Annotated in this window: 19 protein-coding genes; 10 read left to right on the forward strand and 9 right to left on the reverse strand. The window is 60.3% G+C overall.

Annotated elements, in window-relative coordinates:
• The first annotated feature begins 26 nt into the window (after nt 1-26).
• A complete protein-coding gene (locus tag IVB50_RS03620) occupies nt 27-302 on the forward strand; it encodes a hypothetical protein (RefSeq protein WP_247294515.1) in 276 nt (91 codons plus the stop codon).
• A gap of 145 nt (nt 303-447) precedes the next feature.
• Entirely contained in the window at nt 448-1,728 is a 1,281-nt protein-coding gene (locus IVB50_RS03625) for a hypothetical protein (RefSeq protein ID WP_085359809.1), read from the forward strand.
• Between the two features lie 10 nt (nt 1,729-1,738).
• Here the strand turns inward: IVB50_RS03625 and IVB50_RS03630 are convergent, their stop codons facing one another.
• Nucleotides 1,739-2,362: a transglutaminase-like cysteine peptidase gene (locus IVB50_RS03630; protein WP_085359807.1), complete on the reverse strand. Its 624-nt coding sequence runs from the start codon at nt 2,360-2,362 to the stop codon at nt 1,739-1,741.
• A gap of 192 nt (nt 2,363-2,554) precedes the next feature.
• Here IVB50_RS03630 and IVB50_RS03635 point away from each other — a divergent pair, with 192 nt between their 5' ends.
• Entirely contained in the window at nt 2,555-3,292 is a 738-nt protein-coding gene (locus IVB50_RS03635; RefSeq protein ID WP_085359805.1) for a metallophosphoesterase family protein, read from the forward strand.
• A gap of 183 nt (nt 3,293-3,475) precedes the next feature.
• Complete coding sequence (locus IVB50_RS03640) at nt 3,476-4,015, forward strand: hypothetical protein (protein ID WP_231188850.1); 540 nt, start codon at nt 3,476-3,478, stop codon at nt 4,013-4,015.
• A gap of 41 nt (nt 4,016-4,056) precedes the next feature.
• Here IVB50_RS03640 and IVB50_RS03645 read toward each other — a convergent pair whose 3' ends face one another.
• Nucleotides 4,057-4,443 (reverse strand): hypothetical protein, encoded by a 387-nt coding sequence (locus IVB50_RS03645; protein ID WP_231188851.1) that lies wholly within the window; start codon nt 4,441-4,443, stop codon nt 4,057-4,059.
• A 205-nt stretch (nt 4,444-4,648) separates the two neighbouring features.
• Between IVB50_RS03645 and IVB50_RS03650 the strand changes: the two genes are divergently transcribed.
• A complete protein-coding gene (locus IVB50_RS03650) occupies nt 4,649-5,041 on the forward strand; it encodes a hypothetical protein (protein ID WP_204513756.1) in 393 nt (130 codons plus the stop codon).
• A 323-nt stretch (nt 5,042-5,364) separates the two neighbouring features.
• On the opposite strand, the gene IVB50_RS03655 is transcribed toward IVB50_RS03650, so the two are convergent.
• Nucleotides 5,365-5,697 (reverse strand): hypothetical protein, encoded by a 333-nt coding sequence (locus tag IVB50_RS03655; protein WP_231188852.1) that lies wholly within the window; start codon nt 5,695-5,697, stop codon nt 5,365-5,367.
• 104 nt (nt 5,698-5,801) lie between these two features.
• On the opposite strand from IVB50_RS03655, the gene IVB50_RS03660 reads away from it, so the two are divergent.
• Nucleotides 5,802-7,025: a hypothetical protein gene (locus tag IVB50_RS03660; protein WP_247294517.1), complete on the forward strand. Its 1,224-nt coding sequence runs from the start codon at nt 5,802-5,804 to the stop codon at nt 7,023-7,025.
• Nucleotides 7,026-7,045: 20 nt separating this feature from the next.
• Here IVB50_RS03660 and IVB50_RS03665 read toward each other — a convergent pair whose 3' ends face one another.
• The 4 genes from IVB50_RS03665 to IVB50_RS42370 form a co-directional block, all read right to left on the reverse strand.
• Complete coding sequence (locus tag IVB50_RS03665) at nt 7,046-7,321, reverse strand: hypothetical protein (protein WP_083926416.1); 276 nt, start codon at nt 7,319-7,321, stop codon at nt 7,046-7,048.
• A gap of 203 nt (nt 7,322-7,524) precedes the next feature.
• Nucleotides 7,525-7,941, reverse strand: coding sequence for a hypothetical protein (locus IVB50_RS03670; protein WP_018456120.1), 417 nt, complete (start codon nt 7,939-7,941; stop codon nt 7,525-7,527).
• Nucleotides 7,942-7,982: 41 nt separating this feature from the next.
• Nucleotides 7,983-8,258 carry a hypothetical protein gene (locus IVB50_RS03675; protein WP_018456121.1) on the reverse strand — a complete coding sequence of 92 codons (276 nt, stop codon included), beginning with the start codon at nt 8,256-8,258 and terminating at the stop codon, nt 7,983-7,985.
• Entirely contained in the window at nt 8,251-8,385 is a 135-nt protein-coding gene (locus tag IVB50_RS42370; RefSeq protein WP_256464949.1) for a hypothetical protein, read from the reverse strand. The genes IVB50_RS03675 and IVB50_RS42370 overlap by 8 nt, the downstream gene beginning before the upstream one ends.
• A gap of 871 nt (nt 8,386-9,256) precedes the next feature.
• Here IVB50_RS42370 and IVB50_RS03680 point away from each other — a divergent pair.
• The 3 genes from IVB50_RS03680 (at nt 9,257) to IVB50_RS03690 (ending at nt 12,106) form a co-directional block, all read left to right on the forward strand.
• Nucleotides 9,257-9,430 (forward strand): hypothetical protein, encoded by a 174-nt coding sequence (locus IVB50_RS03680; protein ID WP_162847250.1) that lies wholly within the window; start codon nt 9,257-9,259, stop codon nt 9,428-9,430.
• Nucleotides 9,431-10,069: 639 nt separating this feature from the next.
• Nucleotides 10,070-11,620 carry an EAL domain-containing protein gene (locus IVB50_RS03685; protein ID WP_247294519.1) on the forward strand — a complete coding sequence of 517 codons (1,551 nt, stop codon included), beginning with the start codon at nt 10,070-10,072 and terminating at the stop codon, nt 11,618-11,620.
• Between the two features lie 120 nt (nt 11,621-11,740).
• Complete coding sequence (locus IVB50_RS03690) at nt 11,741-12,106, forward strand: VanZ family protein (RefSeq protein ID WP_204513754.1); 366 nt, start codon at nt 11,741-11,743, stop codon at nt 12,104-12,106.
• 43 nt (nt 12,107-12,149) lie between these two features.
• Here IVB50_RS03690 and IVB50_RS03695 read toward each other — a convergent pair whose 3' ends face one another.
• Nucleotides 12,150-12,548 (reverse strand): CHRD domain-containing protein, encoded by a 399-nt coding sequence (locus IVB50_RS03695; RefSeq protein WP_039799634.1) that lies wholly within the window; start codon nt 12,546-12,548, stop codon nt 12,150-12,152.
• A 196-nt stretch (nt 12,549-12,744) separates the two neighbouring features.
• Nucleotides 12,745-13,029: a hypothetical protein gene (locus IVB50_RS03700; RefSeq protein WP_018456127.1), complete on the reverse strand. Its 285-nt coding sequence runs from the start codon at nt 13,027-13,029 to the stop codon at nt 12,745-12,747.
• A gap of 240 nt (nt 13,030-13,269) precedes the next feature.
• On the opposite strand from IVB50_RS03700, the gene IVB50_RS03705 reads away from it, so the two are divergent.
• The gene (locus IVB50_RS03705; protein WP_240543981.1) at nt 13,270-13,419 is read left to right on the forward strand and encodes a hypothetical protein; all 150 of its coding nucleotides are present in this window, start codon (nt 13,270-13,272) and stop codon (nt 13,417-13,419) included.
• Nucleotides 13,420-13,421 lie beyond the last annotated feature (2 nt).

The following is a 13,421-nucleotide window of genomic DNA, read 5'->3' on the forward strand; positions in this document are numbered from 1 at the left end:
AAGGTCCGGAGCACGGAGTGTTTCGGATGACCGAGCTTTTGATCTTCAGCTTTCTGGTGGGCGCAGTTCTGGGCCAGCGTTTTCGCGTCCTGGTGCTCCTGCCGCTGACCTTCGTCACGCTGCTCGCTGCGATCCCGGTCGGCTGGATCGCCAATCTGGGCTTTCTTGACGGCCTGAAGGGCGTCGTGTTCGCGGCCATCGCGCTCCAAGCCGGTTATCTCTTTGGCTCGGCCACCCGCTTTGCTCTCGCCGCTGGTCGTGCCGCTCGCGTGTTTGCCCGGCCGCTCAAGACCGCCCGCTGACCTCTGTGGCCGCCTGACCCCCCGCAGGCGACGCTCCGTTGATGTGAGGTGGGGCTGGGAGCTGTTGGCTGCAGAGCTCTGTTTGAAAACCAGCCTCCGGCTTGTATGGTGACTGACCCTTTCAGGATTCCTTCCAGGCGCACGTTTGTCCTTCGCTTATTTTGCCCTCATCGTTTGCCTTGTTTCTGCATCCGCTCTCGACATTGCCGGCGCCAAATTCGGCGTACAGCTCGGGATGACGGCTACGGCCCTGGGGCTATTTGCAGCGGTCTTCAGCGCACGAAAGGCCGACTACGAGCACTATCTGCGTGCCACGGTCTGGGGCCGTTGGATCCTGATCGGCATTCCCCTTTGTATCGCGGCTCAGCTGGTGCCGCTGTGGCTGAGTTGGGCGCATCCGATCTGGGCGAGCAGCCACGATGCTCTGGCTGGCCTGTCGCTTGGGCCAGTGACGGCGGATCTCGGCCTCACCCTGAATGCGCTGTTTCAAGCCCTCGCAGCGATCTCGTTGCTCAGCGTGACCATCGTCGTGGTCCGTGACCGCAGCCGTGCCGAACTGGTGCTGTTCGTGCTGAGCGGGGTAACAGCGGTGTCGGCTCTGACCTTGGATTTGCGTCCGTTCTCATCCGCCCTTGCAACCGCCGTTCCTTCCGACCTGGCGACAACGATGGCCGGTCTTGGCGTCATGCTTAATATAGCCGTCATGCAGCTGGCCGCCGAGCGGGCCGAAACGCGCCACTCGGTCGTTCGATCGGTCGCCATCGGCCTTTGCGGCCTTGTGGGCGCTCTGGCCAGCGCGGTCGCGGTTTTTGGCTTGTCGGGGACGAACAGCGCGATCGCCGCGGCCTTTGGCCTCGTGTTGATGTTGCTGATCCTTGTCATTCGAAGGATCGACCTATCCCCGTTGGCCGCAGGCGCGCTGTCCTTAGCCGCGCTGGTCGGAGCGATCATTGTCCTGAGCTTCTTGTTCGAAAAGAATGCAGGGCCGATTCTTTTGCGGCTCGTCGCGGAGGTGGGGGCCGAAACCAGAGCCGCGCTGGAGCGAATGTTGGCCGACACCAGGTGGTTCGGTGCGGGGGCAGGCACCTTTTCTGCCGTTGGCAGGATCTACCAAAGCGATTCCGGCGCGGCTTTGATGGCGCCCTCGACGGCTTTTGCCATCTTCGCGGATACCGGATGGATCGGTTTTTCCGCCGCGCTGCTGGCGGGCATGTTGGCTTTGGGCCGCTTGTTTTTGGGGGCTTTGCAGCGCGGCCGCGACTCGTTCTTCCCTGCGGCGGCCGCGGCCTGCCTTGTCTTCGCGCTGGTTGAGGGCTTCGCCGGTTCAGGACTGCTGCATCCGGCAGCAATCCTTTGCCTGTCAACGATCATGGGACTCGGCTTGTCCCAAAGCATCACCCAGTCCCCACGCGGCACGGGTCATTAGTCGTTCGTCGTTAGACGTCGCGATCAGCCAGTGACGCCCAGTAGGTCGGGTTCTTGGGCATTTGGATGCGGACCCACCGATAGGACTTTTTCGACCAGGGCAGGATGTGCCCGGTGAGGTTATCCAGCACGAGATCGCCGGCGAACGTGCGCACCACGACCACAAGATGATGCTCACCCCAGGTCGTCACGACCTCGCTGAGCAACACCGATCGCGCCGGGAAGCCCTTGGCAATCAGATCGTGGCGTTTTGTCACGGCGTAGTCGTTGCAGTCGCCGCTGGTGGGATGCAGCAGCCACTTCTCGCCGCGCAGCCCCTCCAAATTAGGCTCGGGTCGGATCGCGCTGTTGACCCGCCGATTGACCTCCTGAAGCTGGGCCATGCGCTCGGCCGTGAGCTTGAGACGTCCGCCCCTGAACACGATTTGCTGCGGTCGCGGCTTACACTCGCCCTCGTACTTCAGGCAAAAGAGCGTGAAAGCCATCGGCGCCAGGGTCGGCTGGTCGAACTTGATGTACTGGATGGCGCCGCGCAACGCCGACGGCGCACCGACAAAGGCGGCCTCGGCCTTGTGTTGAGCCGCCCCAGCCAACAGAGCGGCGGCAATCGCCAGGAACTTTAAAGTCTTGCGCATGTCGCGCTCCCCATTTCTTGTTGGGGAAACGCTACGGGACACGTCTTGAAATCCGGCTCAAAAGCCGAGCGATCCTTTAATCAAAACCGCTGCGACTCCGTCAGAAACAATTAAGAATACCGATGCGTAACTTGTTCTGCTATGAGCGACCATGCCCTCCATTCATGACGCCAGACCCGATTCGACCAGCTGATGGGCCTTTCCAAGCGTTTTCGTAAGAACGTCAAGCCGCGGCTCCCCGACGGCGTGAGGATCTATGCCATCGGCGATGTGCATGGACGCGCCGACCTGCTTCAGTCGCTCTTAACTGTCATCGACGCCGACCTTGCCCGCTCCGCTCCCGAACGAGCGATTCAGGTCTTTCTTGGCGACTACGTCGACAGGGGCCCGGACTCGCGCGCTGTGATTGATCTCCTGATCGAGCGCTCGAAGTCGCATGAGACAGTGTGCCTCAAGGGCAATCACGAGGTGTTCCTGCTCGAGGTCCTCAAGGACCCGGCGCGCCTGGAGGAATGGCGTCGCTACGGAGGCCTGCTGACCCTTGTTTCATACGGCATCAACCCGACGATGAATCCGACGCCGGAGCAGCAGATTGAATTGATCGAAGGGTTGAGGCAGGCGCTTCCGCGGGAGCATCTTTCGTTTCTTCAGCAGCTCCGCCCGTCCTTCGCGTGTGGCGACTTCTTCTTTGTGCACGCCGGCGTCAAGCCGGGCGTAGCCCTGGAACGTCAGAAGGAGGAGGATCTGCTCTGGATCCGCGAGGAATTCCTCGAGTCCGAAAGACGCTTCGGCAAATATATCGTCCACGGCCATACCCCGGTCAGCGTCCCGGATATCCGCTCAAACCGGATCAATATCGACACCGGCGCTTACGCGACCGGCAACTTGACCTTGCTCACGATCCAGGGCGATAGTCTGCTCGCAATTTAGGACTTTTGCAGAGTTGCTGGCCAACTCCTGCGCCCTTCCACACGGGCATCGAAATTCATCATGAGCCGCATGACCTTGCTTCGCATCATTGGCGCCTGCATCGCAGTGATGTTGCTGCTTTACGCAGCATTGGGGTTTTACGGCGATCTCACGCGGTCGAACTTTCGGGCGAGCGATTTGTTCTTGGGCGAGTTTCCGCCCGAGAAGGTCAACGTAGCCGCTTCGGGCGTTCTGGCGCCCCTTTCATTCGACGGCGACTTGCTGGCGAATTATGCGGCGGCCAAAGCCGCGGATTTTCTTCACCGTCCTGCAGCCGATGTGAACAGCAGGGCCGCCGAGAACAAGGCTGCCCAGGATGCCGTTGTTGCGGCTCTGAAAGTATCGCCCATCCGGCCCGCGCTTTGGCTGACGCTCGGCACGCTGAAGACGCAGGCGGGTGAGCTGGCGACGCCTGCAGTGAAAATGTCTTACCTGGCCGGCGCGGTGCCGATCGCCGTCGCCTTCGCACGGCTCCAAACCGTCACATCGAACGCGGCAGCAGCCGACGAAGAGATCAAGCTGCTGGCGCAATCGGACGTCCGCGCGGCGCTTGCCAACCGCTCTCGCTACGAGCAGCTCCTGATCGCTGCCTACCTGCAGGCCACGCCGCAAGGCAAGTCGCTGCTTCTGGAGACCACGCAGGGGACCGATCCCAAGTTCAATCAGATTTTGCGGCGGTACTGAAGTTCGAGCGCGAGTTAGCCTGCTGGCTTGCAGTCAATTTTTCAGCGCGTCGCTTTTGGTGCGATCGGCACGAAATCCCGCTCACGGCGCGGTTGATCCGGTCGCCCCTGGTAGACGAACATGCCCTTCTTGGTCGAGACGATGTCGCCGCGCTGCAGGCTGTCGTCGTTGAGGAGGCGTTCGGTCGCGACAAGGTCCGGATCCTCCGGGACCGGTTTATAGAGCTCTGGATGGTCCCGCCGCTCGCGCGAGAGCTCCTTGGCTCGTCGCCGCGCATCTTCGATACGCTGACGCCACTCGTCACGGCTGACTTCCGGCTCGCTTGGTGGAAGATAGTCGCTGACCGAGGGCTCCGGTTCGGTCTGCGCAAAACACGAGGGCGGATTGGCGAGACCGAAGTCGATTGCACCGGCAACGGTCAGGACCACTCCGGCCAGGTGCCCAAGCCGCCTGGCATGAGCTAGAAAGGTGTGAGGTCGCGCGGTTGGCACGCTGTAACTCCAGGGCAGAGCGAGAAGAACGAGCAAGGGCCGGAAACTTCTCGTCCATTCCCTTCAATCTATACGTTTGCCGATTGCACGAAAGCCAAATCGCGGGCAAGCTTCGTGCTTTAGCTCGCGAGGATATTGACCAGTGGTCCGCAACGTTACTTTCCTGGTTCTGGTGATCTTTTTAGGCACTCACTTTGCGACAGCAGGCCAGATCGAATACCCGCAAGTGATCCATACGCAATACGAAGCCGTCGATCAGAAGACCGGGGGTCACTTCGTGCTGTGGTCGGAGCGGGAAAAGATCTTCTATGGCCTGGACCAGAAGCTTTTCCCGGGAGCTCGGTTTGTCGACATCACCCAGGTAACCCCAAGCGTGGGTTCGATCACACTGACCTATGTCGAGGTGCGGACCGTCAGCAGCACGACGTCGGACTATCTGTATCTGGCAGGAAATGTCCGCTTTCGCGTCAGTGGGATGGCGCTCAAATCCAGCAACTTCCCCGCCGGCGGCGGAATGACACCCAACGTACAGTAGCCAGACTAACGCCTGCTCGACCCACTAGTCCGCGTTCTGTTGCCGTAATAGGGGCGCGCGCGCCCTCCACTGACCAGAGGCGGCTGAATCTGGCTCGGAATATTCCGCGTAGCCGTGCTCGGCGCGGGCTGCGAGGGATTGACGATAATTACATTTCGATCGGGGGTCGATGGATCATTGACCCCCTGGGCCCGAGCGCTGAGGGCCCACGTGCTTGCCGTCACAAGAAGCGTAAACGCGGTCAGGACTAATCGTTTCATAAGATGTCTCCCAAGCGAGAACATCGGGAGGCGATCACCGTTCCTTCACGGTTGCTTGGGTCGTCATTGCCGAGGCACGGCGATCAACTTGCCGTCTCTCCAGACCCCCTGAGCCGCCATCCCGCTCGGCAGCTTGCCCGGCGCCAGGTTTCGGGTGGCGGTGGGTCGTGAGGCGCTCTGGGCCGTTTGGGTTTTCTTCGTAGGGGTGGTCACGATGCTGGTGCTCGTCAAATTGGCTTTGTCCTTGGTCCCTTGTGCAAAAGAAGGTTGCACCAGGAGAGCCACAAACGTGAGTGCTATGAAACCGTCGCGCATGATCAAAATACCGGAAAGAGGAGCTCGTCGAACTGTCACAGCTTTCTGCCCAAAAGCAAGCCCCCGAAGCTGTTCGACCATGGGCTCTTGCAAGGCTGGCGATCAGAGCGGCTTTCGCCGAGATAGGATTTTGACGCGGAAAAGCCTAGCGAAACAGCCTGTTCCGGGTTACTTGATCGGCCTTGATGACCGACCCCAGCGACACCGCCGCCGGCGCGCCAAATATGCACGCGATCAAGGCCGGGTTTGTGCGTCTCCTGTCCGGGCGGATTCGCGACATATCCAGCGACCCCCGGCAGATCCGCGAAATCGTATACGAGCTGGCTCGCATCAAGCTTCTGGAACAATTAACGCATGGCGACGCACGGGAGTCCCGCGAGCTCCAGCAAGTGCTTGAGCGCGCCATCCGGGAGGTTGAGCTTTCATTTGACCGTAGCGAGCGCGACGCGCTGTCCAAAGCGCCGGAGTTGGCGCTAGACGTCGCTTCGCATCAGTCGCCACCCAGTCCCCCGGCTCCTCAGCCCGTTCCGCATCTGGCGCCCGTTCCGCCCTCGCCGCCCGTCCCGAAGCCTGCGGAAACAGGGCGCGGTTCTGTCGCACCGCCAAGCCCGCCCGACCAATCTCGGCGAAGCGGCATCCTCAACTCCCTCATCCGATTAGCCGCCATCCTGGTCGTCATTGCCGGTGCCAGCGCGGCGGTTACTTATTGGCCGCGGTTGAGGACACAATCCCTCGCATTGTGGCAGTCCGCGACGCTGTCCAAGCGCACCTCCACAAGCCCCGAGCCTCACTCCACCGGGGCTGTGACTCCATCGAGCGGTGAGAGCGTCGAACGGACACCGGATCAACCGAAGGAGCCGGTGACGCCTGCGCAACCCTCGATGCCGTTGCCAACGACCTTCGGCGTCTACGCCCTGAGCCAGGGCCAGCTCCAGGAGCTCAAGCCGGTCCCCGGGAAGATTCCGGATCGTCGTGTCGCGATCTCAGCAGCAATCACCACACCGAGCGCGACGACCCTGACAAGCGGAGATGTCAGCTTCATTGTTTTCAGGCCCGACGGTGGTGTCGATGCAACCGGGACCGAGGTTCGAGTAGTCGCAAAAGTCTCCCGAGCGATGGGCGTCGATGCAACCGGGAAAGCGGCCATGGTCTCTGCCGGCGACACCTGGGTCATCCGCAGCATGTCCTTCCCTTACAAAGTAGGTCCGGTCGAGGATCAGCCGAGAATGCTATCGCTGCAGCCGGAGCAGGACGGCTTTACGCTTTCGCCGGGTCGCTACGTCGTGGTCGTCAAAGGTATGGGCTATGACTTCACGGTGGCCGGGACGCCGACTGATCCCAACCAATGCGTCGAACGCATCAATGCAACGAACGGCGCATTCTACTCCCCCTGCCCGCCGCGACGCTAAAGTGGCGCGACGCGTTCCGTTTATTTCTTGGCCTTGGCGTCTTTAGGCGCATCCGCGGGCGCATCATCGACCTTGCCGTTGTTCGTGACGCATTTGCTGAAATAATCGCGCCGCTCCTTGGCTGTCCCTGCGCTGCCGGCAGCGGGATTGCCGATTTGCTTTGGAGGAAAGGCCTTGGCCAAAGCTGCGTCGCATGCACGCGCTACTTCTACAGTGACGGCCGACGCCGTTACTGGCGCGCCAATAGCCAAAACAAATGCCAATCCCATTGACCTTTGCAAATTTCTGGAGATCACCTGGCTCGCTCCTTCAATCCGTCCGAGAACGCTGGACGGGACCATATCAAAACCGGCAGAAGAGCCAAACGGCAAAGCGGCGCCCGAATTGTCCCGTGGCAAAGCTGTTCAGCGAGAGATTATGCTTTTCGGACCGAGATATCCATCGTGCCCAAACCTGCTGCGTTTAGCAGACGGAAGGGTGCCGAGCCAAACCCTCGATCCTAGCTATTGAGCTGCGGCGGCTTCAGGTTCGGAAAGCGCGTGAGCATCGCGGTCCTGATAAACCTCAGATGAGCGATGGTGTTTGCCAATTCCTTGAGCCGCCGCTGGCCGTTGGAGATGTCGGCGGCAAAGAGATCTTGATGATGACTGTCGATCGGCTCCCGTTCGAGATATTCATCGGTGCCGTTTCCGAAAGTGACGGATGCACGCGCGAGTGCGTCATCAACACGTCGTCCGAGGCCGACCTGCTCCCTCTCCGCATCGCGCAATGCCGTATCGATCGCGACCATGACGGCATCGATTCGAACGCGGTCCGTCTCCGCATCGCGCTCGATGGTACGGGCCTTGAAGCCTTTGTCCTCACGGCGGGAGCTGAGAAAATTGTGTGCGCGCGCTCTCAGGAACAGCTGAAACATTTGGGCCATCCCACGTTCGAGATTTGGACCGCTAACATCGGTCAGACATAGTTAACAAAGCTTGAATCTTGTGGCTGCTCCGCCTGGCTTTGTACGATCCACGCCCGCCAGGCTCCTTCGTGTTTCGAATAAAGCTCAAGCCATCGAGCTTCGTGCGCCGCGGCGGCCCCATCGCCCGGACCGATTTGAACCGTCTCTCCCGATGTGATGTCCAGCGCTTCGAACTCCGCCGTTTCCGGAAGCGACAGCCCTATCAGCACCCGCTTCCCTTGCGCATCAACGAAATACCTGCGGGGCGCGTTGTGCCTTTCAGTCATTCGAACGAGCCTCGTCCATGATCCAAGGACCTGGAAGATCTTTCAGGTGTCGATCATAGGCGCGAACGAAACCCATCAAAATAACGATGCAAATAATCGCGCCCAGCAATGCAATCAGATACGTCATTTACGCCTACCCTAACGCGGGCCCCGGAAAAATCGGGGCGGCTAAACTTCCGCCGTGAATCGAGATGTTCTAGGTGGGATTGGCTAGGCTCTCAAGAATTGCGACAAGTTAACCTAACCGCACATGGTTATTTCGATAATGCTACAGAGATCGCTCGGCAAACAGGCCAGGCGCGAAATACCATCATTGGGAGGGCGACCGACTTCGTCCCGCCCCTGTTGCGGGAGTATAGGGCGCATAGAGACGATATCTTGCCGATCGCTTGCGTGAGCGCCACGCCCTCGCACCATAGCCGCAAGCAAAACCGCCCGCGAAGATCGAACCCAAAATCACAATTGCCAACATTTGAACGTCCCATTTTTTCGGCGCGTTCCTCCCATTGCATTTCATCTTGTCGTTGTGACGACTTCAAGATCGGCACCGCTGAAAGTTTTGCCAGGCGATGACGAAATTTGTGCAAGGAGCTGATTGAAGTTTGGTCGTTGCCGGACAGCCGCGGGCCGGGGAATGACAAAACGTCTCACTGATTGAAGTTGGATCCGGCCGGAGGTTAATCGGGGTTCACGCAGTCCATGCAGCCTTCAGAACCGGCGCCCGACAATTCGGCTTCCAGCCATTCAAAGCGCGGTAACGGCCGCCGCTGATCAGCATTGACACCTCCGTGATAGTACGGAGCGACAAAGCCGGATTAGACGCGTTAAGGTTGAGCGGTTAGCTTAATCCGCGTTGTTTGTTGCGAATTCTCACTAATCACTTATCCCATCGTCTCACCGGGCTCCCCCAAGCTCGGCCCCACCCAAGCAAAGCCGTCGAGCGACATGGGTCCGCTTGGCGGCTTTGTCCTTGTCGCGACGAGAGGATGATTTCGGTTATGGCGCGCAAGCCCTGGTCGTTCAAGGAAGACCGCCGGCTGATGGAGTTGGCTAAGTCTTCGGCTTCATTGGAGGAGGCGGCGAAACAGCTCGGACGATCGCCCGATGCGATCAAGCGCATGGCCCTGCGCCTTGGTCTTTCGTTGAAAACGAAGGCGAGAAAAAAGGCCTAAGCGAGCGTGCGGCGGCGTTCCGCCAACGACGTCATGATGGCCGCGGGCGCGCGATCGCCGGTTCTGACGAAGAACGAATGCGTCGTGTTGCTGATCGGAGTAGAGCAAGGACCTCAAGGCAAGGTGAGGTCGCCGTCCGCCCCGAAGGCTCGACTCCGGCTACATGAAATAGATGCGCTCTAGCCCGGTTCGCCAGGGAACCGAACCAGCGCGCTCGCGTTGACTCCAACTTCATCGCGAGGTCTGGCCGTGGCCCATCTTGCCATTTCCGTCATTCTGGTCTGGTTGGCTATCAATATCGCCTTCGTGGTCTTGCGCTTGCGAGCCACCCGGCCACAGCATGGTGGCAGCCCTCGGCAGGCTTCCATCGCGCCCTACAATCCCGCACCCGCTTCGCTCCGCCATCGAATGGGCCGCCAGAACTTGGGAGCGGAAGGTTAAGTAGCATTTTCGATAGGGTCCCCCGGTCCGGGGGCAGACGGGTCCCTCGCCTGCCCACCCCCAAAGGCCGGTTCCACATGCCTCGCCCGCGCATTAAACCCTATCTTAGCGCGTCCTGATTAGGATCGGCCGACGCTTCCCTCTGTTCCGCCGGGCCGAATGAGATTGCAGCGACCGACTTTCGTATTTGCGGCGTTCGTGCTCGCGAGCGCGGCCGCGTTCGGCGTGGCTGGCCACTTTGCGGCAACTTCGTTCATTCGGTACCAGCAGGCCCACCAGCTCGACGAATTGACCGAGGTGGTTCTGCGTCGCGCCGAATTTGCGGTCGACTTTGCCGGCGCGAGCCTGGGCGAACTCGCGCGGCGCGATCTTGCCGATTGTGGGCCCGCGACGCTGCAGGCGATCCGGCTCCACGTCTACCAACGTTCCGCAATCAAGGATGTGCGCCTCGTCAACCCAGATGGCTCGGTGATCTGTTCGGCCTATTCCGAAACGCTGGAATTCGACAAGGGATGGATCGACCGCCGCGATATGCTTCCCTCGCACGACAAGAACCTTTCGCTCTTCCGTGTTGAGCAATTCGGCGGCGATGCTCTGGGCGTGCTCAAAGACATCAACGGCAATGCCGCATTGGTCGCCATTCTTGGCGTCAACGCCAGCCTGTTCGACATCATGCCCGCCGAGTTGCGCGCCCACAGCGAAGTGATCCTCGCGTTGAGCAACGGCGAGAAACTTGGCGAATTCCTGCTCGATCCCGACAAAGCCTTGCAGGCCCCGATCGATCTCGACAAAAATTCAGCTCGATTCCCACTCCATGCGACCATTCGCCTCGAACGCGGCATCCTCTCGACGTGGAACAACGAGGCTTACTGGCCGACGCTGGCCGTAGCATTTGCAATCGGCGCCCTTTTCGGCGGGCTTTTCGCGCGGAGCCGCCGCATGGAAGGGCCCGTCGCCGATCTCGACCGCGGGCTGGCCGCGAACGAATTCAAGCCGTACTACCAGCCCATCTTCGAGCTCAAGACCGGTCGGATCAAAGGCTGCGAGGTGTTGGCTCGGTGGCTCCTCAAAGACGGATCGGTCGTGCCTCCGATGAACTTCATCCCGCTCGCGGAATCCAGCGGCCGCATCCAGGTCATGACCTGGCAGATCCTGCGATCAGCGCTGTCGGATCTGCAGCCGCTGTTGAAAGCGAACAAGGATTTTAAGCTCTCCCTCAACGTCGTACCAAAGCATCTCTTGAGTGCGGGCTTCATTGAAACGCTCCGCCGCACGGTCATGGCGGCGCAAGTCTCCGCGCGCCAGATCATCATCGAGGTGACCGAGCGCGACGAGCTCGACGACCTCGCACGCGCCGCAGCCGTAGTCAGCGAATTGCGGGACTACGGGTTTCGCGTCGCCATCGATGACGTCGGCGTCGGTCATAGCGGGCTATCCCGGCTCAAGGGCCTGGGCGCCAATACAATCAAGATCGACAAATTTTTCGTCGACACGATCACCGTGGACGCATCGACTGCCACGATCGTGGAGATGCTGGTCGCACTTGCGAAGGACCTCCAAATGACGGTGGTCGCGGAAGGCATCGAGACGGAGGAGCAGGTCCGGGCGCTTATTTCATCCGGCGTAGAGGAGGGGCAGGGCTATCTGGTCTCCGCCCCACTGCCCTTCCCTCGATTCAACGAGTTGGTCGAGTCACGCTGCTTGGCGCAGAACGCTAAATTGCCGACCGACGCGGCGTTGGTGGCCTGAAAGGATTGAGCCGTTAACCCGGGACGGCAAACGCGCCGCGCCGCGCCCCTTGCTCAATCAGCCTTAACGATACTCTCATCTTTCAACGCGGCCTGGCTCCGGTCCGGCTATGGTCGTTCAATGCGCCGCAACCACCTTATCGCAGCCGCAGGCGTCTGCTTCGCGCTCATCGTCTATGCCACGCTTGCGAGACTGGCGGGGAGACCCGTGCTTATTGGCCATCACGACGCTTATTGGGTCGTCGTGATCGAGCGCTTCAGCGCCTACGGGTTGCTGGGATTTCTCTTGTCCTTCCTGTTGCCCGGTCGGCTCACCCTCGCATGCTCGCTTGTCGTGGCGGTCGCAATGGGGCTGGAAATCCTGCAAGCAATGACGCCCGATCGTGATCCGGGTTTCCTGGACGTGCTGCAAAAGGCAGCAGGCGGGACCGTCGGGGTCCTCCTCGCTCAAACAATCCTGGCCTTCTTACCGAGGCCGCCCTCCTGAGCAGATGCATGGCCTGCACGTCTGCATCGGGAAGTGACCGTCCTTATTTTATCATTTGTCCGCGTAGTTCACCGCCCGGGTTCGCGGCCGTATGAATGTTGGCATACCATTTCCCAGCCAGCAGGTCCGCAGCCTGAGCTTCGGTGAGCGTTGCGCTCCCCTGAATCGGGCTTTGGACCGTCTTGAACGGCAGCACGATGCCGGCGTTCTTGCCGGCCTCCACGGGGCCATGGAAATGTGCCCCCATGGCTGGCCCGGTCAAGCCGGCGAAGCTGACTGTGTAGGTCAGGGTTTTCGCCTCCGTATCGTAGGTCGCCTCGGCCTTGCCTGTTCCAGGCGAGTTGTTCGGAGGCACTTCATTGCTGCCTTTTAAATCGGCCTGCAACTTCACGAGCTCTGCATTTGCCGTTGCGGCTGTCATGATGATCAGCGCACCCAGCATCGCCGCTGCCAACAGTGTCGCGTAGCCTCGATCGCTGTCGTTCCTCATGGCATCCTCCTTCAGGCTCTACGGCCCGCTGCGGTTAAACCCCGGCCAGCAATGAAAATTCCGGATGGAGATTTATGCCTGATTCGGAACAACTATCGCGAGAATCTCGGCTCCTTGTACCCGGAGCCTGATGGATTGCGTGCGGGAGCTAAGCCGAGCGGCGCCGGCCCAGGAACTGGTTCGGCGTCAGGAGTTCTGCCATCTGCCGATGGGTGGCCTGGAGCGTCTCGATGGCGCCGTCCAGATCAAAATCGGCGTCCCGGACAGAGGCGAAATATTTGGCCGTCAGCGCCAGATCGAGCTTGACGCGGGTTGCGCCGTCGCGGCTTTTGCGGCGGTCAAGTGACAAATGGATGGCCCGCATTCGTGCCTCGGCAGACGTGCAGCCGCTAAGCTCGGCGAGTTCGTCATAGGTCATCCAGATCTGTGCCATGTTTCAGTCACTCCTTTACTCGGCATCAGCTTAATTTTGGTTCTTAAAGCTTCGGTTGCCGCGATGCGCGCGCCCACCGTTTCGCAGCGATAGGGTCAATGCGAGCTAAACGAAGAAGGACGATCGTGCCGAGCCGCCGGTGGGTTGCATACAGCGAAGATCAATCTATGCTCACCAGATCGATCAACTATTGAACTGAGGCAATCGCATTGGGGACAGGTCACTTCGGAAGCCCTCTCCTTGATTGATGTCGTCTCCCGTGGCGCCACGCGGCATGTCCTCGCCTTCCGCAAACGTCCCGCATGGCTGACGCTTGCGGTGCTCGTGCCGGGTGCCGATTTGGTGCTGGCCGCGGACGCATGGATGATCGTTGATTTCACCTCGAGGTAAGC

The sequence above is a fragment of the Bradyrhizobium sp. 87 genome (assembly GCF_023073015.1).
GTDB lineage: Bacteria > Pseudomonadota > Alphaproteobacteria > Rhizobiales > Xanthobacteraceae > Bradyrhizobium > Bradyrhizobium canariense_D.